This is a genomic window from Candidatus Microbacterium colombiense, assembly GCA_029203165.1.
Lineage (GTDB): Bacteria > Actinomycetota > Actinomycetes > Actinomycetales > Microbacteriaceae > Microbacterium > Microbacterium colombiense.
The window spans coordinates 446426-469726 of sequence record CP119308.1; the positions used below are offsets into that span (position 1 = coordinate 446426).

General features: G+C 68.5%; 22 protein-coding genes and 1 pseudogene. 14 read left to right on the forward strand and 9 right to left on the reverse strand.

What is annotated here, in order from left to right:
* Positions 1–2: 2 nt before the first annotated feature.
* Positions 3–968: an AAA family ATPase gene (locus P0Y60_02280; protein WEK62841.1), complete on the reverse strand. Its 966-nt coding sequence runs from the start codon at positions 966–968 to the stop codon at positions 3–5.
* A gap of 350 nt (positions 969–1318) precedes the next feature.
* Complete coding sequence (locus tag P0Y60_02285) at positions 1319–2017, reverse strand: Pr6Pr family membrane protein (protein WEK62842.1); 699 nt, start codon at positions 2015–2017, stop codon at positions 1319–1321.
* Between the two features lie 177 nt (positions 2018–2194).
* On the opposite strand from P0Y60_02285, the pseudogene P0Y60_02290 reads away from it, so the two are divergent.
* Positions 2195–2398 (forward strand): annotated as a pseudogene (locus P0Y60_02290) (mechanosensitive ion channel).
* A complete protein-coding gene (locus P0Y60_02295) occupies positions 2384–3061 on the forward strand; it encodes a cyclic nucleotide-binding domain-containing protein (protein WEK62843.1) in 678 nt (225 codons plus the stop codon). Before P0Y60_02290 ends, P0Y60_02295 begins: the two are co-directional and overlap by 15 nt.
* Positions 3062–3113: 52 nt before the next feature.
* Here P0Y60_02295 and P0Y60_02300 read toward each other — a convergent pair whose 3' ends face one another.
* Complete coding sequence (locus tag P0Y60_02300; GenBank protein WEK61614.1) at positions 3114–4040, reverse strand: DMT family transporter; 927 nt, start codon at positions 4038–4040, stop codon at positions 3114–3116.
* A 224-nt stretch (positions 4041–4264) separates the two neighbouring features.
* Here P0Y60_02300 and P0Y60_02305 point away from each other — a divergent pair, with 224 nt between their 5' ends.
* From P0Y60_02305 to P0Y60_02345, 9 genes are all read left to right on the forward strand, one after another.
* Positions 4265–5551, forward strand: coding sequence for an adenylosuccinate synthase (locus P0Y60_02305; protein ID WEK61615.1), 1287 nt, complete (start codon positions 4265–4267; stop codon positions 5549–5551).
* Positions 5552–5568: 17 nt separating this feature from the next.
* Complete coding sequence (locus tag P0Y60_02310) at positions 5569–6663, forward strand: beta-propeller fold lactonase family protein (protein ID WEK61616.1); 1095 nt, start codon at positions 5569–5571, stop codon at positions 6661–6663.
* A 191-nt stretch (positions 6664–6854) separates the two neighbouring features.
* A complete protein-coding gene (locus P0Y60_02315) occupies positions 6855–8231 on the forward strand; it encodes an MFS transporter (protein WEK61617.1) in 1377 nt (458 codons plus the stop codon).
* Between the two features lie 255 nt (positions 8232–8486).
* On the forward strand, positions 8487–9926 hold the full coding sequence (locus tag P0Y60_02320; GenBank protein ID WEK61618.1) for an NAD(P)/FAD-dependent oxidoreductase: 1440 nt from the start codon (positions 8487–8489) through the stop codon (positions 9924–9926).
* A gap of 210 nt (positions 9927–10136) precedes the next feature.
* Positions 10137–10439, forward strand: a complete 303-nt coding sequence (locus tag P0Y60_02325) for a DUF427 domain-containing protein (GenBank protein WEK61619.1) — start codon at positions 10137–10139, stop codon at positions 10437–10439.
* 64 nt (positions 10440–10503) lie between these two features.
* The gene (locus P0Y60_02330) at positions 10504–11394 is read left to right on the forward strand and encodes an ATP-binding cassette domain-containing protein (GenBank protein WEK61620.1); all 891 of its coding nucleotides are present in this window, start codon (positions 10504–10506) and stop codon (positions 11392–11394) included.
* Positions 11391–12074 (forward strand): ABC transporter permease subunit, encoded by a 684-nt coding sequence (locus P0Y60_02335; protein WEK61621.1) that lies wholly within the window; start codon positions 11391–11393, stop codon positions 12072–12074. The genes P0Y60_02330 and P0Y60_02335 overlap by 4 nt, the downstream gene beginning before the upstream one ends.
* On the forward strand, positions 12071–12805 hold the full coding sequence (locus P0Y60_02340; protein WEK61622.1) for an ABC transporter permease: 735 nt from the start codon (positions 12071–12073) through the stop codon (positions 12803–12805). The genes P0Y60_02335 and P0Y60_02340 overlap by 4 nt, the downstream gene beginning before the upstream one ends.
* A gap of 101 nt (positions 12806–12906) precedes the next feature.
* The gene (locus P0Y60_02345; GenBank protein WEK61623.1) at positions 12907–13827 is read left to right on the forward strand and encodes an ABC transporter substrate-binding protein; all 921 of its coding nucleotides are present in this window, start codon (positions 12907–12909) and stop codon (positions 13825–13827) included.
* Positions 13828–14108: 281 nt separating this feature from the next.
* Here P0Y60_02345 and P0Y60_02350 read toward each other — a convergent pair whose 3' ends face one another.
* A complete protein-coding gene (locus P0Y60_02350) occupies positions 14109–15311 on the reverse strand; it encodes an AI-2E family transporter (protein WEK61624.1) in 1203 nt (400 codons plus the stop codon).
* 61 nt (positions 15312–15372) lie between these two features.
* On the opposite strand from P0Y60_02350, the gene P0Y60_02355 reads away from it, so the two are divergent.
* Positions 15373–15672 (forward strand): chorismate mutase, encoded by a 300-nt coding sequence (locus P0Y60_02355; protein WEK61625.1) that lies wholly within the window; start codon positions 15373–15375, stop codon positions 15670–15672.
* Positions 15673–15794: 122 nt separating this feature from the next.
* Here P0Y60_02355 and P0Y60_02360 read toward each other — a convergent pair whose 3' ends face one another.
* Together P0Y60_02360 and P0Y60_02365 are read right to left on the reverse strand one after the other, a co-directional pair.
* Complete coding sequence (locus P0Y60_02360; protein WEK61626.1) at positions 15795–16388, reverse strand: short chain dehydrogenase; 594 nt, start codon at positions 16386–16388, stop codon at positions 15795–15797.
* 113 nt (positions 16389–16501) lie between these two features.
* On the reverse strand, positions 16502–17542 hold the full coding sequence (locus P0Y60_02365) for an ROK family protein (protein WEK61627.1): 1041 nt from the start codon (positions 17540–17542) through the stop codon (positions 16502–16504).
* A gap of 180 nt (positions 17543–17722) precedes the next feature.
* Between P0Y60_02365 and P0Y60_02370 the strand changes: the two genes are divergently transcribed.
* Positions 17723–18862, forward strand: coding sequence for an ROK family protein (locus P0Y60_02370; protein WEK61628.1), 1140 nt, complete (start codon positions 17723–17725; stop codon positions 18860–18862).
* On the opposite strand, the gene P0Y60_02375 is transcribed toward P0Y60_02370, so the two are convergent.
* The 3 genes from P0Y60_02375 to P0Y60_02385 are packed head-to-tail and all read right to left on the reverse strand — an operon-like array spanning position 18855 to position 22031.
* Entirely contained in the window at positions 18855–19781 is a 927-nt protein-coding gene (locus P0Y60_02375; protein WEK61629.1) for a carbohydrate ABC transporter permease, read from the reverse strand. The genes P0Y60_02370 and P0Y60_02375 overlap by 8 nt on opposite strands.
* A 2-nt stretch (positions 19782–19783) precedes the next feature.
* The gene (locus tag P0Y60_02380) at positions 19784–20755 is read right to left on the reverse strand and encodes a sugar ABC transporter permease (protein ID WEK61630.1); all 972 of its coding nucleotides are present in this window, start codon (positions 20753–20755) and stop codon (positions 19784–19786) included.
* Between the two features lie 31 nt (positions 20756–20786).
* Positions 20787–22031 (reverse strand): extracellular solute-binding protein, encoded by a 1245-nt coding sequence (locus P0Y60_02385; protein ID WEK61631.1) that lies wholly within the window; start codon positions 22029–22031, stop codon positions 20787–20789.
* A 349-nt stretch (positions 22032–22380) separates the two neighbouring features.
* On the opposite strand from P0Y60_02385, the gene P0Y60_02390 reads away from it, so the two are divergent.
* Positions 22381–23280, forward strand: coding sequence for an SIS domain-containing protein (locus P0Y60_02390; protein WEK61632.1), 900 nt, complete (start codon positions 22381–22383; stop codon positions 23278–23280).
* Positions 23281–23301: the final 21 nt, after the last annotated feature.

Sequence of the window (23301 nt, forward strand, 5' to 3'; positions counted from 1 at the left end):
GATCAGGGGGTGGGCACCGCGCCGAAGATCTGATCGATGATCTCCTCGCTGCGGATGCCCTCGGCGTCGGCTTCGAACGTCAACAGCACGCGGTGGCGCAGCACCAGATGACGGAGCTCGCGGATGTCTTCGGGGAGCACGTGCGCGCGCCCCTTGAGCAGCGCGAGCGCGCGGGACGCCTGCAGGAAAGCGATGCTGGCGCGCGGGCTGGCTCCGTACTTGATGAAGCGTGCGCGCTCCTCGCCGATGTACGGCGCGGGGTTGCGGGTCACGTAGGCGATCGACACGATGTAGTTGCGGATCGCGGGGTCGACGTAGATGCGACTCGCGACGTCCTGCAACAGGTGCACATCGTCGAGGGAGACGGCGCTGGTGACATGACGGTCGGGATCGAGCACGCCGGAGTCGATGCGGCTGAGGATCTCGAACTCCTCGGCCGGGCTCGGGTACTCCACGATCTCCTTGAGCAGGAAGCGGTCCATCTGCGCCTCGGGCAGTTCGTACGTGCCCTCCTGCTCGATCGGGTTCTGCGTCGCGATCACGAGGAAGGGCTTGGGCAGGTGATGCACCTCGCCGCCGATCGTGGTCTGGTGCTCCTGCATCGCCTCGAGCATGGCGCTCTGCGTCTTGGCGCTGGAGCGGTTGATCTCGTCGAGCAGCACGAAGTTCGCGTGCACCGGGCCCAGCACCGTGCGGAACGAGCCCGTCGCGGAGTCGTAGATCTGGCTGCCGGTGATGTCGCTGGGCAGCAGGTCGGGGGTGCACTGGATGCGCTTGAACTGGGCCTTGACGGTGTCGGCGAGTGTGCTGGCGGCGGTGGTCTTCGCGAGCCCCGGCACGCTCTCGAGCAGGATGTGGCCGCCGGCGATGAGTGACACGAGCAGGCTCGTGCGCAGCCGCTCCTGGCCGACCATCTTGGCCGAGTACGAGTCGGAGACGATCTTCAGAACCTCGGCGGCGCGCGACATCTCGGCCGCGGTCGGTGCATCCTTCGCGAGTGCGCTGGGCGCGGGCGCGGCGGGAGCGGCGGGCGCGGCGGGAGCGGCGGGCGCGGCGGGTGCGGGAGCGGATGCGGCGGCAGGAGGCGCGGGCGGAGGCGGCGGTGCGGATGCCGTCGGCGGATTGTGCAGGTCGGGTTCGTTCATCGTTCTCTTCGTCTCCCTCGTCCACACCGGGGCCGCGCGGCCCCTCCGCCGACCAGCGTAATCGGTGCGCCTGACGTCGGGCCGCCCCGGGCACGTTTGCACGACCGGAGAACAGATGCACGACCGATCCCGCGCATCGGTCGTGCATCCGAGTGCGGGTCGTGCAGGTGTGCCTACTCGGAGGCGACGCGGATGCCGCGGCGGCGGCCGACCCAGACGACCCCGGCGGCGACGGCGATGATCGCGACCGCGATGCCGACGATGTACCCCGCGACTCCCAGATATCCGCCCGGCACCTGGTTCGGGTCGAGGAACGGGTAGGGGTACCACCAGGGGTTGCCGCTGAGCGGGGCGGTGATGAAGTTCGCCCGCAGCAGGGTGTACACGGCCCAGACGATCGGGAAGATCGCCGCGATCCCGACCGCCGACCAGCCGAGCGCGCGGCGGCGGGGAGCGAAGAGCACATCGGCGAGCATGAGCAACGGGATGATCACGTGCAGGCTCTCGTTGGTCCACACCTCGGAGACGCCATCGAGTGGGATGTTGCGCAGCAGCAGGTTGTAGACGATGCCGGTGACGATCATGTACGTGCTGACACAGGCGAAGAGCAGCGTGAGCCACCGCGGCTCTGGCGTGTTCTCGCGCCGCGCGCGCAGCATCCAGATCGCACCGATCGCGAAGGTGATCACGGCGCCGATGTTGGAGAGCACGGTGAAGTAGCTGAAGAAGTTCGCCACGACGGTGGGAACGTGGCTGCCCCACGCGGTCGTCGCCGCCAGGGCATTGTCGATCGACATCGAGATCTGACGGATCAGCGCCGCCGTGCCGAGAAGGGCTGCGGCGATGCGCAGAAAGGGCCACCAGGTCGTCATCATGCCTCCGCCGCCACTGTAGCGGGCAGGGAGAGACGACCTTCGAGGGAAATTGCTGGATCGACATCCCGGAATATCGGTAGTCTCCTGCACAAAGGGCGTCGGTCCGAGGCGTCGTGACAGGGGCAGGATGAGCGAGACCGCTGCGAAGGTGACCACGAACACGAGGTCAACTGGCGTGCGGTGCACATCCAGACCGGCAACAGCATCCAGATCGTGCCGAACTCGACGCTGTCGGGGGCGTCGTTCACGAACATGAGCGCACCGACCGGCACGTATTCCGCCACGACGACGGTGACATTCACCACCGACGATCCGCCGCACGAGGTCATGGCACTGCTGACCGAGATCGCCGATGTGCTGCCGATGAGGCTGGAAGACGAGCGCGCCGAGGTCGACTACCTCGGCAAGGGTGCGTACGAGGTCACGATCCCCGTGCACGCCCCCGCCGAGGCGCAACGGGCGCTCTCCCTCTACCTCTCCTGGCTCTGGTACGCCTCGCGTCGGCGCGGATTCGCGCTCGACGGCGACTCCAGCGACCCGATCGCCGAACCCTCGCGACTGGTCGAGGCGATCGAGCGGGTCGGACCGACACTGCATCTGCGCGACGAGGATCGCGAGGAGGTGCTCGCGACCTCCCGCCTCGAGCGGTACGGCATCGGCGAGATCGTGTTGCGGTCGGGCATCGTGCCCGACCGCGTGATGATCATCGTCTCGGGTCGTGCCACCCTCGCGCTGGAGGCGGACGGGGGACGGATCGACTTCGGATCGGCCGAGCCCGGCGACCTGATCGGCCACACGGCTCTGACGCGCGAGCGCACGCAGGCCCTCACGGTGGCGTCCGACATCCTCACCGTGCTCTCGGTGCCGCTCGGGACCGTCGATGCGCTGATCCGCACCCGCCCGCGTCTGGCGGCGGAGATCGGTGAGGCGCTGGAGCTCAAGCGCAAGCTCGCCGCCGATGCGCTCGCCGCGCTCGGGCTCTCGCGGGCGGCGGTGACGGAACGTCGGTCGCCGGGGCGCGGGCAGAGCGGACTGCGCTGATCCGCGTGCTTCTCGAATGATCCGGCTGCTTCTCAGGTGATCCGCGTGCTTCTCAGCGACGAGTCCGGTGCCCCCAGCGCAGGCGTGTGACGAGGACTCCGAGCAGGCACAGCGCCCCGCCCAGGAACATGAGCGGTGTCGGCACCTCACCGAGGATCGCCCACGACATCAGGATGGCGACGGCCGGCACCACATACGTCGTGGCCGACGTCTGGCCCGCGCTGCTGCGCTGAAGCACGTAGGCCCAGGTCGTGAAGGCGATCGCCGTCGGGAAGATGCCGAGGTAGACGACCCAGAGCGTGGCGTCGAGCGGGGCGGTCTGCACGGCCTCGATGAGGCTGCCCGTCCAGGGGAGCAGGGCGACGGTCCCCGCGAGGGCGCCGAACCACGTCAGCGTCGTCGCGTCGGCCCCGGCGCTGAGCAGATGCTTCTGCACGAGCGTGCAGCCGGCGTACATCACCGCGGCGAGCAGGGCGAGCAGCAGTCCGGTGATGTCGGGCCCCGCGCTCGTCGAGGAGTTCATGCCGATCAGCACGACGCCGAGGAAGGCGATCGGCGCCCCGATGACCAGCGGCTTCGGGAAGCCCTCGCGCAGGAACAGCCCGCTGAAGATCACGACCATGAGGGGTGCGAGGTTCACGACCATCGCGGCCGTGCCGGCGTCGAGCGTGCGCTCGGCGGCGTTGAGGGCCAGGTTGTAGATGCAGAACCAGCCGACGCCCCACACCGCGATGAGCCACCAGTGCCGCTTCGCCGGTATGCGGATGCCGTGCCGCACCGCGATGATCGCGAGCACGACGCTGCCCACGGCCATGCGCAGCAACGCCAGGGCACCGGGATCGAAGTGCGGGCCGGCGCCGCGGATGCCGATGAACGCGGATGCCCACAGCACGACCGTGACCAGGGCCGCGACGAGCACGAGCGGCCCCTGCGTCTTCGTGCCGGGGCGGCCGGGCGCACCGGAGGGGACTTCTGACATCCTTCGATCCTGACAGGGGTGTCCGACATCGGCGAGCAGCGGAGGTGACACCCCTCGTCGCATTTCAGACGATCCTCCGGTCGCGATATGTCAGCTCTCACCGCCGTGTGGGCTGTCATATCGCGACCGGAAGGGGGCGTCCGAGCCTGCCGATAAGATGGGATCGCCCGAAGAGGGCCAGCTCATCGGCCGGTGCAAACCCGGCGAAAGCAGGGGGGACACCCATGCCAGGAATCGTTATCGTCGGCGTGCAGTGGGGCGACGAAGGAAAAGGCAAGGCCACCGATCTGCTCGGTGAGCGCACCGACTGGGTGGTGAAGTTCAACGGCGGCAACAACGCCGGGCACACCGTCGTCGTCGGCGACGAGAAGTACGCGCTGCACCTGCTGCCCTCCGGCATCCTCTCCCCGGGCGTGAACCCGGTGATCGGCAACGGTGTCGTGATCGACCTCGAGGTGCTCTTCTTCGAGCTCGAGGCGCTCTCGGCCCGTGGCATCGACGTCTCGCGCCTGCGCGTCAGCGCCAACGCGCACATCATCACGCAGTACCACCGCACGCTCGACAAGGTCACCGAGCGCTTCCTCGGAAAGCGCATGATCGGCACCACGGGCCGCGGGATCGGACCGGCCTACGCCGACAAGATCAACCGTGTCGGCATCCGCGTGCAGGATCTGTTCGACGAGAACATCCTGCGCCAGAAGGTCGAGGGCGCCCTCGACCAGAAGAACCACCTGCTGGTGAAGATCTTCAACCGCCGCGCCATCACCACCGACGAGATCGTCGAAGACCTGCTCTCGTACGCCGAACGTCTGCGTCCGATGGTCGCCGACACGGGCTACCTGCTCGCCGAGGCTCTGGACCGCGGCGAAGTCGTCGTGTTCGAGGGCGGCCAGGCGACCATGCTCGACGTCGACCACGGCACCTACCCCTTCGTGACCTCGTCGTCGGCGACGGCGGGGGGCGCGGCGACGGGCTCCGGCGTCGGACCGGGCTCGCTCGATCGCATCGTGGGCATCGTCAAGGCCTACACGACGCGCGTCGGCTCCGGCCCCTTCCCGACCGAGCTGTTCGACGAGCAGGGCGACTGGCTGCGCTCGCGCGGCTTCGAGTTCGGCACCACGACCGGGCGCCCGCGCCGGGTGGGCTGGTACGACGCCCCGATCACGCGCTACGCGACCCGGGTCAACGGCATCACCGACCTCGTGCTCACCAAGCTCGACATCCTCACCGGACTCGAGCAGATCCCCGTGTGCGTGGCCTACGACGTCGACGGTGAGCGCTTCGACGAGGTGCCCGTGAACCAGACCGACTTCCACCACGCAACGCCGATCCTCGAATACCTGCCCGGGTGGAGCGAAGACATCTCGGTCGCGCGCAGCTTCGACGACCTGCCGAAGAACGCGCAGGACTACGTGCTGGCGCTCGAGAAGATGAGCAACACGCGCATCTCCGTGATCGGTGTGGGCCCGGAGCGCGACCAGGTCGTCGTGCGTCACGACCTGCTCGACTGACGCGCGGCGCCGCTGAGATGACGCGTTTCTGGCTGGGAGGCTACGGCCCCGGCATGGAGGGTTCCGCCGAGGGGATCGGATTGCTTGCCGGCGACTCGGGCCGCGAGGCCTCGACTCTCGCCTACCGCGGCGCGGTGACGGACACGCCGTCGCCGTCGTGGTTGGCCCGGCATCCGCGCCTCGACGTCGTGTATGCGGCGCTGGAGGGCGACGCTGCGGTGCAGGCGTTCGCGCGCACCGGCGAGACATCGCTCACCCCGCTCGGAGACCCGGTCGAGGCCGGACAGTACGTGTGCCACGTGGCCGTCGCGCCCGACGGTTCTGCGCTGATCGCGAGCTGCTACGGCGACGGCCGCGTGGTGCGTATCGCGTTGGATGCCGAGGGGCGTCCGGTGGCGGATGCGGGCAACAAGGCTGCTGCCCTCCGTGCGGCCCTACTCGGCGAACCGCAACCGGAGACGACTCCCGCCGGCGTCGGCGTCGCGGCATCCGATCCTTACGGTGTGGAGGGCCGGGAGTCGCACGCGCACGCCGCGGCGTTCCTTCCGGACGGTCGGATCGCGACCACCGATCTCGGATTCGACGTCGTGCGCATCTGGCGCGCTCACGCGAGCGGGCTCGCCCTCGATCATGAGGTCGTGCTCCCGCAGGGCACCGGACCGCGTCACATGGTCGTGCACCCCAGCGGGCACCTGCATGTGGTGACCGAGTACTCGTGCGAGGTCTTCACGCTCGCCGCGGGCGTCGATGGCACCTGGAGCGTGGTCTCGTCGGTACTGTCGAGCCCGATCGCCCAGGTCGGCGCGGACTTCCCGGCCGAGCTCGCCCGCACCCGCGACGGTGCGTTCCTCTACACGGCTCTCCGTGGCAGCAACACGATCGCGACGCTGCGTGTGCGCGGCGGTGGGGAGTCTCTCGAGTCGGTCGCGCTGGCGGATTCGGGCGTCGACTGGCCGCGGCACCACCTCGTGTACGAGGGCAAGCTGCTGGTGGCGGGGCAGCGTTCCGACACGATCACCCTGCTCGACCTCGACGATCGCACAGGTGCGCCGCTCGGCATCCGGCATGAGGCCGCAGTGCCTGCGCCGACGCACTTCCTTCCCGTGCGCTGAGGCGCGCCCCCTCGCGTTCAGGCACGCCCCTCTCGCGTTCACAACTCCTCAAGAATGCGCGCCTGCCGATGCCGGCGCCGGCCGGATCGCCGTGTTTCCGGGCCTCAGGCCGGTGGCGCCGCACGCTTCTTGAGGAGTTGTGAACCGCGGCGCTTGACCTCAACCTTTGTTGAGGTTCTACGGTCGAACCCATGACGACAGAAACCGGCGTGACGCCGACGACGGGCCGCACGCCGGGCATTCTCAGCGCGGCGTACCTCTGGATCACGATCGGCGCGTGTGCCCTCGTGTTCCTCGGCGCGTTCGAGTCGCTGGCGGTGACGACGGTGATGCCCGTGGTCAGCGCCGACCTCGGTGGGGAACGGCTGTACGCGCTCGCCTTCGCCGGCCCTCTCGCCACCGGCGTGATCGGCATGGTGACCGCGGGCAACTGGGCCGATCGCCGTGGACCGGTCGAGCCCCTGTACACCTCGGTCGTCGTCTTCGTGATCGGACTGCTCGTCGCCGGTTTCGCGCCGAGCATGGAGGTCCTCGTCGCCGGCCGCTTCGCCCAGGGTCTCGGCAGCGGTGCACTCACCGTCGCGCTGTACGTGGTCGTTGCAAGGGTGTACCCGCGCGAACTCCTGCCCGCGATCTTCGCCGGTTTCGCGGCGGCGTGGGTCGTGCCCTCGCTGATCGGTCCGACCGTGGCGGGAGCCGTGACCGAGCTGTGGAGCTGGCACTGGGTGTTCCTCGGCGTGGTCGTTCTCGTGCTGGTGGCTCTGCTCATGGTGGTCCCCGCGCTGCGTGGACTCTCGCGCAACGATGGCGACGCGTCGACACCGTGGGCGTTCGGCCGACTCGGCTGGTCGGTGCTGGCCGCCGTCGCCGTGCTCGGACTGAACCTGCTCGGAGATGTGCCGGGAGCAGGTCCCCTGCTGGCCGCGGTCGCGGTGGTCATCGCCCTGATCGCGGTGCGGCCGCTCCTCCCCCCGGGCACTCTGCGCGCTCGCCGGGGTCTGCCGTCGGTGCTGCTGGTGCGCGGTCTGGCGGCTGCGGCGTTCTTCGGCACCCAGGTCTACATCCCGTATCTGCTCACCGACCGCTATGGGGTGACCCCGACGCTCGCGGGTCTCTCGCTGACCGGCGGCGCCCTCGCCTGGTCGGTCGCGGCCACCGTGCAGGGGCGTATGGGCGCTCGCCTGTCGAGCATCCTCGCGGTGCGGATCGGCACGGTGCTCGTGCTCGTCGGAATCGCCCTGGCCCTCGTCACTGCGGCCTTCCGAGCGGATGCCGCGGTGATCATCGTCGCCTGGATCATCGCCGGCACGGGCATGGGGTTCATGAGTCCCCGGACCAGCGCGCTGACGCTCGAGATGTCGACGCCCGAAAATCAGGGGTTCAACAGCTCGGCCATGACGGTCGCCGACTCGTTCGGCAGTGCACTCGCGCTCGCGATCACGGGAGTCCTCTTCGCGACGCTGGCCTCGGTCACCGACCCGTTCACGGCGGTGTTCGCGCTCGCCGGGACGATCGCGGTCGCCGCGGCAGTGTTGTCGCCCCGGCTCGCGCCCCGCTCGCGCGCGTGACGCAGGGATTCTCGTACGTGACGCAGGGATATGTGCGGGATGCAGGGCGGAAACGCGGGTTTCGCCCTGCATCCCGACCGCCTCCCTGCAGTGCGCGCGCGTAGGGCGCCCGCACACCTCCCTGCAGTGCGCACGCGTAGGGCGCCCGACCTCCCTGCAGCGCGCACGCGCAGGGCGCCCACCCGCGCGGGAACATCCGCCCCTGCTTTCGACGTTGGTCTTGAACATGACGACCGGTGACGAGAGGCTGAGGGCATGAGCGACGAGAACACACGCACCGACGAGTACGACCTGATCGTGCTGGGCGGAGGGCCTGTCGGCGAGAACGTCGCGGATCGCGCGGTGCAGGGCGGGTTGACGGCCGTCATCGTCGAGAGCGAGCTGGTCGGCGGAGAGTGCTCCTACTGGGCGTGCATGCCGTCGAAGGCGCTGCTGCGCTCGGCCCAGGCACTCCGTGCGGCGCAGCATGTGAAGGGTTCCGCCGAAGCGGTCACCGGAAAGCTCGATGTGCGCGCCGTCTTCGATCGCCGTGATTCGTTCACGAGCAACTGGTCGGACGACGGGCAGGTCAAGTGGCTCGACTCGGCGGGTATCGATCTCGCTCGCGGCCATGGGCGTCTCTCGGGCGAACGCGAGGTGACCGTGACGGATGCCGACGGCGGCACGCGCGTGCTGCATGCCCGTCATGCGGTCGCGATCAGCACGGGATCGGATGCCGTGATCCCGCCGATCGACGGACTGCGCGAGTCGTCGCCGTGGACCAGCCGCGAGGCGACCAGCGCGGAGGATCTGCCCGATTCGCTCGCCGTCATCGGCGGCGGCGTCGTCGCCGTCGAGATGGCCACGGCGTATGCCGCTCTCGGTTCGACCGTGACCCTGATCGCCCGGGGTGAGCTGTTGGCCGCCATGGAGCCGTTCGCCGGAGAGCGCGTGGCAGCGGGACTCCGCGAGCTGGGGGTGGACGTGCGCACCGGCACCGGCACCACCTCGGTGCACCGCGGCGACGACGGAGTCACGATCACCCTCGCCGACGGCTCGACCGTCGTGGCGGCCGAGGTGCTCGCCGCGACCGGTCGCTCTCCGCGCTCCGGCGACATCGGACTCGACATCGCGGGTCTCGAGCCCGGCAAGTGGATCGAGACGGATGACACGCTGCGCGTACCCGGATCGGACTGGCTCTATGCGGTCGGCGACGTGAACGGACGCGTGCTGCTCACGCACCAGGGCAAGTATCAGGCGCGTGCCGCCGGCGACGTGATCGTGGCGCGGGCGACGCGTGAGGACGTGCTCGACGGGCCTTGGCAGCGGCACGTCGCCACTGCCGATCATGCAGCGGCTCCGCAGGTGACGTTCTCGTTCCCGGAGGTCGCCTCGGTCGGTCTGACCGAGCGTGCCGCGCGCGAGGCGGGGCACGCGATCGAGGTCGTCGACTACGACCTCGGCTGGGTCGCCGGAGCGAGCCTCTACGAGGACGGCTTCGCCGGGCAGGCGCGACTCGTGATCGACACCGACCGTGACGTCGTCATCGGTGCGACCTTCGTCGGTCCCGAGGTCGCCGAGCTCGTGCAGACGGCGACGGTCGCGATCGTCGGCGAGGTGCCGATCGCGCGGCTCTGGCACGCGGTGCCGTCGTACCCGACGATCAGCGAGGTCTGGCTGCGCCTGCTCGAGGGCTACGGGCGGCAGTCGGCGTGACCTCACGGGGTCGGGGATGCCGGGAACGGGCGGGGCTGTGCGCCATCCGTTCCGGCATCCGCTCCGAACAGCAGACGACCCACGGGGTCATCTCTGCGCGCCTGGACGGAGCAGCCGATTGTTTCTCATATTGACGACGCTTCGCGCAAGCCCGGCGCGGATGTCGCAGACCTCTTATACGCTCGAACCCGAATCCGAGGAGGCAGGACCATGAAGGCTGTACTCGCAGGAACCGTCATCGCCGAAGCAGCAGAGAGCGATCTCGTGAAGATCGAGGGGAACTGGTACTTCCCACCCGCATCGATCACGTCCGGTGTGCTCGTCGAGAGCCCCACGCCGTACACGTGTCCGTGGAAGGGCGCGGCCCAGTACTTCTCCGTCCAGGCCGACGGCACGCTCCACAAGGACCTCGCCTGGTCCTACCCGACGCCGTATCCCACCGCATTCGACCGCGTCGGCAGGGACTTCTCCGGCTTCGTCGCCTTCGACCCGAGCGTCGAGATCTCGCAGTGACCTCCGTCTGCCGGCGCCGCGGCGCCGACGCACGCCTCGTCGATCGACCGACTGGAGACCAGCCATGATCGAATTCCGTAACGTCACCAAGCAGTTCCCCGACGACACCGTCGCCGTCAACGACTTCAACCTGGTGTTGCCGTCGCGCAAGACCACCGTGTTCGTCGGTTCGTCCGGCTGTGGCAAGACCACCCTGCTGCGCATGATCAACCGCATGGTCGAACCGACCTCGGGTGACATCGAGATCGACGGCGAGAACGTGCTCGTGGGTGATCCCGTGCAGCTGCGCCGCCGTATCGGCTACGTGATGCAGAACTCGGGCCTCATGCCGCACTTCTCGGTGATCGACAACGTCGCCACCGTCCTGCGACTCACCGGCGTCAAGAAGCCCGAGGCACACAAGCGGGCGCGCACCCTGCTCGACACCGTCGGCCTCGACCAGGCGCTCGCCGATCGATACCCGAGTCAGCTCTCGGGCGGTCAGCAGCAGCGCGTCGGCGTCGCCCGTGGCCTGGCAGCCGATCCGAACATCCTGCTCATGGATGAGCCCTTCGGCGCGGTCGACCCCATCGTGCGCGCCGATCTGCAGCAGGAGACGCTGCGTCTGCAGCACGAGCTCGACAAGACGGTCGTCTTCGTCACGCACGACATCGACGAGGCGTTCCTGCTCGGCGACCAGGTCGTGATCCTCGACAAGGGCGCCCGCATCGTGCAGGTGGGCAGTCCGAGCGAGATCATCGAGAACCCGGCCGACGACTTCGTGGCCGCGTTCATCGGTGCCGACCGCGGACGACGCGCGCTGCACCTGAAGCAGACGCCCCACGGCACCGTGGTGGTCGACTCGGAGGGACGCACGCAGGGAGCGATCGTCAGTGCGCCGGATGCCGCCGAAGCTCCGGATGCCGCGACAGCCGGTGCCGCGACAGCCGGTGCCGCTCAGGACGGCTCGCCGTGAACTGGGTCACCGACAACCTCGGCCTGATCTTCGAGCTCACGCTCGTGCATCTGCGCCAGAGCATCGTGCCGATCGTGATCGGCTTCGTGCTCTCGTTGCCGCTGGGCTGGGTCGCCTGGCGCTACCGCCTGGTACGGGGCCCGATCATCGTGCTCACCGGTCTGCTGTACACGATCCCGTCGCTCGCGCTGCTCATCCTGCTGCCCGCGACGCTCGGATACTCGGCGATCAGCGAGGCCAACCTCATGATCGCGCTCACGATCTACGCGATCGCGATCCTGGTGCGTGCCGTGTCCGACGGACTCGATTCGGTCGATGACGGCGTCCGCCAGGCAGCGACCGCCACCGGCTTCGCGCCGTTCCGCCGGTTCTGGGCGGTCGAGTTCCCGCTCGCCGGGCCCGTGATCCTGGCGGGGCTCCGTGTGACGGCGGTGAGCACGATCTCGCTGGCCACCGTCGGCATCCTGATCGGTGTGACGAACCTCGGCTACCTCTTCACCAACGGACTCGAGCGGCGCATCATCGCCGAGGTGTTCGCGGGTGTCGTCGCGGTCGTCGTGATCGCGCTGATCCTCGACCTGATCCTGCTGCTCATCGGCCGTGCGCTGATGCCGTGGACCACGGCCGCCAGCCGCGTCTCCACAGCGCGGGCCGCCGTCCCCGTGAGGGCCGCCGCATGAATCTCTTCGCGGATGCCTTCGCCTGGATGTTCGCCCCCGCGCAGTGGGAGGGCCGCTACGCGCTGCCCGTCCTGCTCGGTCAGCACCTCGCGCTCACGGCGATCTCGGTGCTGATCGCCGCGGCGATCGCGCTTCCGCTCGGCTGGCTCATCGGCCACACCGGCCGCGGTCGAGAGATCGCCGTCGCCGTCTCGGGCGCCGCACGCGCGATCCCGGCGTTCGGCCTGATGATCCTGCTCGTGCTCCTGCTCGGTGTGCTCCGGGTGCCTCAGGCCGCGGTGATCACGTTCGTGCTGCTCGCGATCCCGTCGCTGCTCGCGGGCGCCTACACCGGTCTCGAGGCGATCGATCGTCGCGTGATCGATTCGGCACGGGCCATGGGCATGACGGAGTGGCAGATCTTCTGGAAGGTCGAGGTTCCCCTCGGGCTCCCGCTGCTCGTCGGCGGTATCCGCTCCGCTCTGCTCCAGGTCATCGCGACCGTGACGATCGCCGCGTATGTGAATCTCGGCGGGCTCGGGTATCCGATCATCCAGGGCATTCCGTTGCGACGCTTCGATCAGGTGCTCGGTGGAGCCCTCATCGTCGCGGTGCTCGCGCTCGTCGTCGATCTGCTCCTCGCCGCGGCTCAGCATGCCGCCGTCCCGCGCGGCCTGCGCACGGGGCGTCCCGCGCGTCGCCGCACCCGTCGGCTCACACCGGCACCGGCCCCCGCGACGGCCGCCGCCTGAGCGCGCAGCCCCAGCACGGCCCGCACCAACCACAGCCAGCACCAACCACAGCCCGCACCAACCACAGAGAAGTCCCAGCAGTCCCAGAGAAGAGGAATCCCATGTTCACAGCACGAGGCAAGCGCTCCGTCTTCGCCGTCGGCCTGGTCGCCGCGGCAACACTCGTCCTGTCCGCCTGCGGTGGCAATCCGCTCGAGTCCCCCTCGGAGGGGAGTTCGGGATCGGGCGACGGCGACACGATCGTTGTCGGCTCGCAGGCGTACTACTCCAACGAGATCATCGCCGAGATCTACGCGCAGGCGCTCGAGAATGCCGGTTTCACGGTCGAGAAGAAGCTCAACATCGGACAGCGCGACGCGTACATGCCCGAGGTCGAGTCCGGTGAGATCAACGTCTTCCCCGAGTACACCGGCAGCCTCGCGGAGTACCTGTCGGAGGACGGCATCGACGTCACCAGCCCCGACGACGTCTACAAGGCACTGCAGGATGTGCTGCCCGACGGCCTGACCGCACTCGACTTCGCCGAAGCATCCGATCAGGACACCTACACGGTGCTCAAGAGCTTCGCCGACGAGAACGGCCTCAAGACCATCGGCGACCTCTCGAAGGTCACCAGCCCGGTCACGATCGGCGCGGCGCCGGAGTTCGAGCAGCGCCCGTACGGCCCGGCCGCGGCCAAGGAGGTCTACGGCGTCGACCTGACGTTCTCGGCGACCGGTCCGACCACGCTCGAGTCGCTGCTCGCCGGCGAGATCCAGGTGGCCGACATCTACACCGCCGACCCGTCGTTCCAGACGCAGGACATCGTTGCTCTGGAAGACCCGGAGAACCTGATCCTGGCCTCCAACGTCGTGCCGATCGTGTCGAGCGACATCGCCGACGACGTGTCCGACGTGCTCAACGCGATCAGCGCCAAGCTGACCGCCGAAGAGCTCGTGGCACTCAACGTGCAGAGCACCGTCGACCAGAAGTCGTCGGCCGACATCGCTGCACAGTGGCTCAAGGATCAGGGCCTGATCTGATCGCCTGACCGCATCATCGAAGTGCCCGGGGCCGCTGGCCCCGGGCACTTCTGCGTTCAGCCCCGGGCTTCGGGCGTCGGGTCGGGGCCTCGGGCGCGCCGGCTCTTCGCGTCCCGACCTCCTTGTGTCGCCCAGACCCCCTTGTGTCGCCCAGACCCCCTTGTGGTGTCCAGACCCCCGCGCAGCTGCGCATCTAGACGGGGGTTTCGACGACAGGCGGGGGTTTCGACGGCAGGGGGCAGGGGCACCGGGCAGGGCAGGCGGCGAAGGCGGGCGACGGGCTAGATCCGGGCGTCCTGCCGCGGCACCCAGACCTGCTTGATGATGATCAGGATGGATGCCGCGACCGGAACCGCGACGAGGGCGCCGAGCAGTCCGAGCAGCGTGCCTCCCGCGAGGGCACCGATCACGACGAGCGAACCGGGGATCGAGATCGCCTTGTTCATGACGCGAGGCGTGATCACGTAGGCCTCGATCTGCATGTAGATCAGATAGACGATGCCGAAGATCAGCGCGCCGATCGGGTTCGTGAACAGGGCGATGCCCGTGCCGATGGCCCAGAACATCACCGATCCGACGAGAGGGATCAGCGTGATGCAGAAGGCGACCGTCGCCATGAGCGGCGGGAACGGCAGTCCGATGACCATGTAGAGCACCAGCGTCAGCATCGCATTGATGAATGCGAGGACGACCATTCCCATCACGTAGCCACCGACCGAGTCGGTGATCTGATCGGTGATGTCTGCGGCGCGTGCACGGTCGCGCGCGGGAGCGAGGCGCAGCAGGCTCGTCTTCATGCCGGGAAGCGAGGCGAGGAAGTAGAGGACGAGTACCAGCACGATGATCGCCCCGGAGAGACCGCTGAAGATGGTGGCGCCGACCTGCAGTGCGCCGCCGCCGATGCTGGCGATGTTGCCGGGATCGGTGAGGAACTTCTGCACATCGGCGACGATGCCCTGGAACTGATCACCGAACTGATCGTTCAGGGTGGCGTAGATGTCACTGGCTTGGAAGTCGCGGACCATCCCGGGCACGGAGCGCACGAAGCTGGCGATCTGCTCGATCACGATCGGCAGCACCATCCAGAGGATCAGTGCGACGACCACGATGAGGCCGAGGATCACCACGAGCACGGAGATGGCGCGTGACAGACCGCGTCGCTCCAGGAACCGCACCGACGGGTCGAGCCCCAGCGCGCCGAAGAGGGCGAGGGCGATGTAGATGAGCACGGTGGAGAGGTTGGTGAGCGCGAGGCCCAGCACGAAGGCGGCGAGCCCACCGAGCGTCACCAGGAAGCCGAAGACGAAGGGGCGGTCGATGCGCGTCCAGAACGATCTGCTCGGAGTCATCGGCTCGATCACGACCGCGCGCCTCGGTGCCTGCGTCTCGACGGATGCCGCGGCCGGTGCGGCGGCATCGGCGGTCTCGGCGGAGACGGCCGCGTTCTGGGCGGGCGCGGATGCCGACGGCTCTTCGTTGCTCATGTGCTCACGATAGCGGTGCCCGCGTCGGGACCGCGGGTTCTGACGGCTCTAGAGTAGGGGCATGACCGCCGCACCTGACCCGCAGTCCGAGCTCCTCCGACTCCGCGCCAGCATCGACAACATCGACGCCGCGCTCATCTTCATGCTGGCCGAGCGATTCCGTGCCACGCAGCAGGTCGGCCACCTCAAGGCCGAGCATGCGATGCCGGCATCCGATCCCGGCCGCGAGGAGCAGCAGGTCGCCCGTCTGCGAGCGCTCGCCGAAGAGGCGCACCTCGATCCCGAGTTCGCCGCGAAGTGGTTCAACTTCGTCGTCGCCGAGGTCATCCGCCACCACACGGAAGCAGCCGAAGGCCGCTGAGCCTCGGCATGACGCGACCGCATCGGGGCGACGGATCCCGGAGATGATGACGATTCACGGAGAGATTCGTCCGATTCGTCGGCGATCCGTCATCCGCTCGGCGATTCGTCACCCGGAGCGGGTCAGACGGCCAGGACGCGCCCGGTGATCACGCCCTCGACCGCGCGCACGTAGGCCGTGCCGACCTCTTCGTCGGTGACCGGTCGGTGCCCGGGGAACGAGGCGAAGTAGCCGGGGGAGTTCGCGAGCACATCGGGCGAGACCGCGTTGATGCGGATGCCGCGCGGCGCCTCGGCGGCGGCCGTGATCACGAACGACTCGAGTGCTCCGTTCGCCATGGCGGCCGCGGCGCCGGTGGCGATGGGCTCGCGGGCGAGCACGCCACTCGTCACGGTGATCGAGCCGCCGTCGTTGATGTGCGCGAGCGCCTGGCGCACGACCTCGATCTGAGCGAGCGTCTTGCCGGTGAAGCCGGCCACATAGTCGTCGCGGTCGAGCTCGAGGAGGGGCTTGAACGGCACGGATCCGACGGCCACGACGACCGCGTCGACATCGGTGACCTGCGCGAACAGCGCGGCGATGGATGCCGGGTCGGTCACGTCGACCGAGACGTCGCCGCCGCGCGATGCCCGTACGACCTCATGTCCGCGTTCGTCGAACGTGCGCGCGACGACGGCGCCGATGCTGCCGGTCGCTCCGATGACGAGTGTCTTCATGCGGGATTCCCTCTCGGTCGGTCACGGCATCCGCGCGGACGCCTCCTCGAGTCTCGCATCCCGACCGGGCCCGCGGACCGGATCCCACGAGCCCGGGCTCAACAGGCGCGAGCTCAGCGGGCGCTGAACTCCGCCGCCACCACGCGGGCGGCTGCGCCCTGCAGTACGGCGTGGGTCAGAGCCGAGGCACGCACGACCGGCCCGAGAGAGGGGTGCGACGCCGCGGCGACGGCGGATGCCGCGGCGGTGACGAGGGCGGAGTCCACGATCGCTTCCGGCCCGCTCAGCACGATCATCGGCAGGTCGACCGCGGCGGCGATGACCGACAGCGAGGTGCCCAGGCGACCACCCGCGGCGGCGAGCACGTCGTCGCGTGCGGCATCCGGCTGCTGCTCCAGGCGCCGGGTGAGCGCAGGCACCGATGCCCAGGCGTGCACGCAGCCGACCCGTCCGCAGGGGCAGTCCTCGCCCGGGTCTCCACCCGCGATCACGTGGGCGAGCTCGCGGGCTCCCGTCGAACGTTCGACGGGGGAGCCGTCGTCGGCGAACGCCCTGATCGCTGTGCCGATGCGGCCGCCCAGACGTACGAGCAGGAAGTCGGTGTCGACCGGACTGAACCGCAGCTCGGCGTCGGCGGCGAGGTCGGCGTCGTCGAACACGTGCACGGGCGCATCGCTCGCCTCGGCGAGGAGTGCGCCGAGCCCGAGCAGGGCGGGGGCTCCGGTGGGCATGCCGATGCCGATCCCGAGCGGAGGGTGGCCGGCGAGCGAGGTGAGCTCGGTCACCAGCGCCGCAGCGGCGCGGCCGGGGTCGCCGGCGGTCGGCCGCACGAGCCGGTGGGCGAGGCGTCCGTCAGGGGTGGCGAGTGCCCCTTCGATGCGATCGGTCGCGCTGAGATCGAGGGCGATGACCTGCACGGCGCGCTGATCGAACTCGAGCATCACGGCCGGCTTTCCCGGGCGCGGGTCGCGGCTCTGCCCGCTCTCGCGGAGCACACCCTCGTCGAGCAGTCCCTTCACGAGCTCCGAGACGGTGGGGCGCGCGAGCCCGGTCAGACGGGCGAGATCGGCGCGGCTGACGGTCGGGTGCTGCATCAGGGTGCGCAGCACGAGGGTGCGGTTGCGAAGACGGATGCCGTGGGCATGCGAGTTCACGATCGGCGGGCGTCCTATGATCTGGGGGTAGTGCACGATGCTCCCTCGCAGGCGGCGACACTGTTCACCGGACTGCGCGCAGACCACTAAGTTCAGTGAATAAACTAACTACGCTGAGCGTACGGAGTGCCATACGATCTGTCAATCGCGCTCGCCCGATGCGTGCCGGAACGGAAACCCATGCTGAACAGCGACGATGCCCTCGACACCCAGGCATCCGTTCGGCGCGCCAACCTGCGGCGTGCACTGCAACTCGTCTTCCGGAGCCCCGGCACGCAGACGCGCGCGGGCATCTCCCGGGCGACGGGGCTGACCGCAGCGACGGCCTCTTCCCTGGTGGCCGAACTCATCGCGAGCAGGCTCGTCGTCGACGGCGAGCAGGCGGCCAGCACGGGCGGAAAACGTGCGACGACCCTGAGCATCGACGCGAGCCACCACCTGATCCTCGTGCTCGTGATCCAGCCCACCCATGCGCTCGTCTCCCTGGTCGCGTTGGACGGTGCCGAGCTCGATGCCCGCCGCGTCTCCTACACGGCCGAGACGCGCGACGAGGCTCTGGACGCCGCGCTCGTCGCGGTCTCCGCCGAGTACGGCTCCCGCGTGATCGGCGCGGGCGTGCAGCTGCCCGGCACCACCGACGGCCGTTCGGTGCTCGAGAGCGTGCAGCTCGCCTGGGAGGACGTGCCTCTCGCCGACCGCTTCGAAGCACTGCTCGGCGCCCCGGTGCTGCTGATCAACGACGTCGACGCCGAAGCCATCGCGGAAGCCGGCAGAGACGAATCCCCCTCGGGCTACCGTCTGTTCATCCACCTCGGCGGCGGAGTCGGCGCGGCTGTCACGCTCGACGGCGAACTCGCACCGGGCCCGCGCGATCGGGCAGGGGAGATCGGCCATGTGCAGGTGGAATTCGGCGACACGGCGCGGGAATGCCGATGCGGTCGCACCGGATGCCTGGAGTCGGCGGCATCCCTCTCGGCCCTGCTCGGGGCGGAGTTCACCGACGCGATGGACCCCGACGAGGTCGCTGCGCTCGCCGCATCCGCCGATGAACGGCACCTCGACGCGGGCGCTCGCGCTCTGGCCCGGGCCATCAAGCTCATCAGCGCCCTCCTCGACCCCACCGAGGTGGTGATCGGCGGCCCGGCCACCCTGCTCGGGGATCGCTTCCTCGATCTCGTGCGCCGGGAGGCGGACTATCCGGCCCGCGGCACCTCCGTCGTCCCCGTGCGATATGCCGATACGCGGGGCGCGCTCTCCGCGGGGGCCGCCCAGGCCGCGCTCACCTCGGTGCTCGGCGTGCGGTGGAGCCCCTCTACTTGACGCTGCCGGCGGTCAGGCCGCCGACGAGGCGCTTCTCGATCAGCATGAACAGGATGACCACCGGCAGGATCGCGACGATCGAGACGCCGAACACGTACTGCCAGCTCGTCTCGTACTGACCCACGAACTTGGTCAGGGCGACCGAGAGCGGCTGGTTCTTGTCGGTCGACAGGATCACGAGGGATGCCGCGAACTCGTTCCAGCACGCCACGAAGGTGAACACGATCGCGGTCACGATGCCCGGCCATACCAGCGGCAGGTTGATCTTGAAGAGCACCGTGAAGCGTCCGGCGCCGTCGATCTGCGCGGCCTCGTCGATCTCCTTCGGGATGCCTGCGAAGAAGGAGTGCATGATCCACACGGCGAACGACAGGTTGAACGCCGCGTTGATGAAGATCATGGCGACCCACGTGTCGCCCAGGCCCAGCGTCGTGAACTGGCGGAACAGACCCGAGGTCAGCACGGCGGGCTGCAGCATCTGCGTGACGATCACGAGGAACAGGAACACCATGCGGCCGGGGAACGTGAAGCGCGCCGTGTAGTACGCGGCCGGCAGCGAGACGGCCAGCACGAGAAGCGTCGCGAACACGGAGATGACGATCGTCGAGATCAGGTTGTACGGCAACGGAGTCTCGGGCGTCGACCACATCGTGATGAAGTTCTCCCAGTGCCACTCGGTCGGGAGATAGGTGGGGTCGACCGAGCGGATCTGGGACTTCGTCTTCACGGAGCCGAAGAACATGATGAGGTACGGCAGTACGAAGATCGCGAGCACGAGGAAGCCGGCGGCGGTGCGCAGGATCACGCGCGGCAGGGTGACCTGATCGACGGTGTAGCGGCGCTTGCGTCCGGGAATCGGCGGGATGCTGCGGCCGCCGCGGCCTGCGGTGGTGACGAGCTCTGTCTCGGTGACGGTCACGATCAGACCTCCTTCATGGGCTTGACGATCTTCACGTAGGCCGCGACGATCAGGATCACGATCAGGAAGGCGACCACCGACAGGGCGCTCGCGACATCGACCTTCTTCTGCAACTCGATGTACTTGAAGATCATGGTCATGATCGTGTCGGCGCCGTATCCGGGGATCGATCCGGTCATGACCTTGAGGATCGGCAGCGAGTTGAAGACGTTGATGATGTTGATGAGGATGGCGACGGCCAACGCACTGCGCAGCTGCGGCAGCACGATCGACCAGTAGGTGCGGGTGGGGCCGGCGCCGTCCATCTTCGCCGCCTCGATCGCATCGGCCGGCACCGACTGGAGCCCGGCGAGGATCGTGTAGGTCGTGAACGGCAGCGAGACGAAGATCGCGATCACGATCGACCAGATGAACGCCGTGGTCGGGTTCTTGGTCCACCCGTAACCGACCGAGTCGGAGGAGAGTCCGATGTCGTACAGGAACTTGTTGAAGACCCCGAAGTACGGCTCGAGGCTGTAGTAGAAGACCATCGTCGTCATCACGACGGATGCCGCCCACGGCACGATCACGGCCATGCGCACGATCTGCCGGCCGGGGAAGGCCTTGTTCAGGATCTGCGCGAGACCGAGCGAGATCACGACCGTGAAGACGACCACGGCGACGACCCACACGATCGTGCGGAAGAAGATCGGCCAGAACTCGGCGAAGGCGAAGACCGTGGCGAAGTTGTCGAACCCGACCGAGCCCTTGTCGAGGCCCGAGAGCGAGATGTCGCGCGTCGAGTTGTAGAACATCACGCCGGCGGGGAAGAGCACGACGCCGATGATGAGCACCAGTGCGGGTGCGATCCAGGGCAGCGCCTGGATGAGGTCCTTCGCGCCGGGGCGACCGCGCTTCGCGGTGTCGGCGCTCGGGGTGCGGGGGCGGCCGGTGGCCGCCCCCGCGAGGTTCGAGGACTCTGTCTTCTGGCTCATGGTGTACCCGAACCTCTCCGATCGGCGGGCGTCAGCCCGCGTCGACCTGTGCCTGGATCTCGGTCAGCACGTCCTGTGCCGGCTTCGACTGCAGCTGCCCGAACAGCGACTTGAAGGCGCCGTCGGTGGCGGACCACTTCGGGTTGGTCGAGGGGTAGAACTGCGCGTCGGGCAGCACGTCGAGGAAGGGCTTGAGTGCCTCCTCACCGGAGAGCTGCTCGGCGCCGGACTTGGTGACGGGGAGGAAGCCTTCGGCCTGCACCCACGGCACGTACACGTCGGCCGAGTAGTAGTAGTCGAAGAACGCCTTGATCGCCTCCTGCTTGTCGCCGTCGTTCTGGAACGCCATGAGCTGGTCCATGACACCGAGCGTGAAGGGCGAGCCGTCCTTGGTCGGGATCGGCACGATGGAGTAGTCCAGGTCGGGGTTGCCCTCGGCGATCTGGCCCACCGTCGGCGGGAGTCCGACCTGCATGCCGATCTTGCCCTGGATGAAGATGTCCATCAGCGGGGAGCGCTGCGTCGAGCCCGGGTCGGCCTGGGTCGCACCGGCGTCGATCATCTTCTTGATCTGCTCGGCACCGGCCAGGTTCTCCGGGGTGTCGATCGTGATGTCGGATGCATCGCCGAACGAACCGCCGCCGCCCCACAGCCACACGGCCGCCTCGGCCTGCGCCTCTTCGGAGCCGAGCGGCATGCCGTAGCCGGCGACGCCGCCGCCGAGTGCCGACACCTTGGTTGCGGCATCCAGCAGGGAGTCCCAATCGGTCGGCGCCTCGACGCCGGCCTGGTCGAGCAGGGCGTTGTTGACGAACAGTGCACGGGCGGAGGCGATCAGCGGCAGAGCGTACGCCGTGCCGTCGACCTCGGCGTTCGCGAGGAACGAGTCCTGGAAGTCGGAGTAGGTGTCATCCGAGACGACGTCCTTGACCTCGTAGAGCAGCTCATCGCCGACGAAGCCCGCGAACGGACCGCCGTTGTAGATGTCGGGAGCCTCATTCGCCTGGATCTTGGTGGAGACGACCTTCTCGAGGTTGTCCCACGACTGCACCTCGAGCTTGACCTTGATGTCGGGGTTCGCCTTCTCGAATCCCTTGATCACGGTCTCCCAGTTCGCCTTGGTCCCGTCGGAGTAGCTGGGCACGAGCAGGTCGAGTGTCGTCGATCCGCCGGCGTCGCCGCTGTCGCCGGTGGAGCCGCCGAAGCCGCACGAAGCGAGCGTGAGTGTGGCGGTTGCCGCAAGAGCGACAGCGCCGAATCGCAGTGACTTCTTCATGTGTGTTGCATTCCTCACTGTGTGTGGGTTGCCGCTCCACCCGAGATCGCTCCGTGAGGAGGTCTCTGCTGTGGGTGGAGGGGGCGCGGTGCACAGTCGCAAAGCACTTCACGCGACAGTGCGTGGTGATCGCTTCGCCGGGTGGCATCTGCGATCGTTCGAGCCGGTCGAGCTCGGGGTTCGGAGCCGATAGGGCTTGACTCCGGGTGATGAAACTTGTTCGATTATTTGTCAGGCGAATAAACAAATCAAGAAAATCCTTTTGCGGATGATCATGGACGCCATACTATGATCGACTGCAGGCCAAAACAATCACAATCACGCAAAGATTGACCAGAAAGGCACTTCGATGACTGGATCGTCGCCCGGCGCGCACATGCGCGAAGAGCTCATTTCGCAGCCCGAGACCTGGGCGGCGGCTGCCGATCTGCGCGACGCGCAGGCTGTTCTTCCGGTCGCCGGAGCGCGCATCGCCGTCGTCGGATGCGGAACCTCGTGGTTCATGGCGCAGTCCTACGCCGCCCTGCGCGAGAGCGCGGGGCAGGGCGAGACCGATGCGTTCGCGGCATCCGAGGCCTTCGTCGACCGCGGGTACGACGCCGTCGTCGCACTCACCCGCTCGGGCACCACCACCGAGGTCCTCGAACTGGTGGAACGGATCAAGGGGCGCGTTCCGACGATCGGCGTGATCGGCGACCCGGAGTCGCCGCTCGTCTCGCTCGTCGACGACGCGGTGCTGCTTCCCTTCGCCGATGAGCAGTCGGTCGTGCAGACACGCTTCGCCACCACCGCGCTCGCGCTCTTCCGCGCCTCGCTCGGCGAAGACCTCACCGCCGCGATCGAGGATGCCGCCGCGGTGCTCGCGGCGCCTCTGGAGGACGAAGAGCTGCGCGACGCGGAGCAGTACACGTTCCTGGGTCGGGGATGGACCGTCGGGCTCGCCCATGAGGCGGCGCTGAAGATGCGGGAGTCGTCGCAGTCGTGGACCGAGTCGTACCCGTCGATGGAGTACCGGCACGGTCCGCTCGCCATCGCCGCTCCCGGCCGCGTCACCTGGCAGTTCGGCGCCGCGCCGGAGGGCCTCGCCGCGCAGGTCGAGGCGACAGGCTCACGATTCGTGGAGCATCCGATCGATCCGATGGCCGACCTCGTGCGTCTGCACCGGGTCGCCCTCGAGCGCGCCCTCGTGCGCGGACTCGACCCGGACCAGCCCCGCAACCTCACCCGTTCCGTCATCCTGGACGCATGACATCGACGTCTGATCGGAACC

What these genes read in the sequence shown, in the direction of transcription:
- P0Y60_02320 (WEK61618.1), top strand. Translation starts at nt 8,487, where the DNA reads ATGAGCGACGAGAACACACGCACCGACGAGTACGACCTGATCGTGCTG.
- P0Y60_02385 (WEK61631.1), bottom strand. Translation starts at nt 22,031, where the DNA reads ATGAAGAAGTCACTGCGATTCGGCGCTGTCGCTCTTGCGGCAACCGCC.
- P0Y60_02360 (WEK61626.1), bottom strand. Translation starts at nt 16,388, where the DNA reads ATGAAGACACTCGTCATCGGAGCGACCGGCAGCATCGGCGCCGTCGTC.
- P0Y60_02370 (WEK61628.1), top strand. Translation starts at nt 17,723, where the DNA reads ATGCTGAACAGCGACGATGCCCTCGACACCCAGGCATCCGTTCGGCGC.
- P0Y60_02285 (WEK62842.1), bottom strand. Translation starts at nt 2,017, where the DNA reads ATGACGACCTGGTGGCCCTTTCTGCGCATCGCCGCAGCCCTTCTCGGC.
- P0Y60_02280 (WEK62841.1), bottom strand. Translation starts at nt 968, where the DNA reads ATGTCGCGCGCCGCCGAGGTTCTGAAGATCGTCTCCGACTCGTACTCG.
- P0Y60_02355 (WEK61625.1), top strand. Translation starts at nt 15,373, where the DNA reads ATGACCGCCGCACCTGACCCGCAGTCCGAGCTCCTCCGACTCCGCGCC.
- P0Y60_02380 (WEK61630.1), bottom strand. Translation starts at nt 20,755, where the DNA reads ATGAGCCAGAAGACAGAGTCCTCGAACCTCGCGGGGGCGGCCACCGGC.
- P0Y60_02325 (WEK61619.1), top strand. Translation starts at nt 10,137, where the DNA reads ATGAAGGCTGTACTCGCAGGAACCGTCATCGCCGAAGCAGCAGAGAGC.
- P0Y60_02330 (WEK61620.1), top strand. Translation starts at nt 10,504, where the DNA reads ATGATCGAATTCCGTAACGTCACCAAGCAGTTCCCCGACGACACCGTC.
- P0Y60_02305 (WEK61615.1), top strand. Translation starts at nt 4,265, where the DNA reads ATGCCAGGAATCGTTATCGTCGGCGTGCAGTGGGGCGACGAAGGAAAA.
- P0Y60_02340 (WEK61622.1), top strand. Translation starts at nt 12,071, where the DNA reads ATGAATCTCTTCGCGGATGCCTTCGCCTGGATGTTCGCCCCCGCGCAG.
- P0Y60_02345 (WEK61623.1), top strand. Translation starts at nt 12,907, where the DNA reads ATGTTCACAGCACGAGGCAAGCGCTCCGTCTTCGCCGTCGGCCTGGTC.
- P0Y60_02300 (WEK61614.1), bottom strand. Translation starts at nt 4,040, where the DNA reads ATGTCAGAAGTCCCCTCCGGTGCGCCCGGCCGCCCCGGCACGAAGACG.
- P0Y60_02390 (WEK61632.1), top strand. Translation starts at nt 22,381, where the DNA reads ATGACTGGATCGTCGCCCGGCGCGCACATGCGCGAAGAGCTCATTTCG.
- P0Y60_02295 (WEK62843.1), top strand. Translation starts at nt 2,384, where the DNA reads ATGAGGCTGGAAGACGAGCGCGCCGAGGTCGACTACCTCGGCAAGGGT.
- P0Y60_02350 (WEK61624.1), bottom strand. Translation starts at nt 15,311, where the DNA reads ATGAGCAACGAAGAGCCGTCGGCATCCGCGCCCGCCCAGAACGCGGCC.
- P0Y60_02315 (WEK61617.1), top strand. Translation starts at nt 6,855, where the DNA reads ATGACGACAGAAACCGGCGTGACGCCGACGACGGGCCGCACGCCGGGC.
- P0Y60_02310 (WEK61616.1), top strand. Translation starts at nt 5,569, where the DNA reads ATGACGCGTTTCTGGCTGGGAGGCTACGGCCCCGGCATGGAGGGTTCC.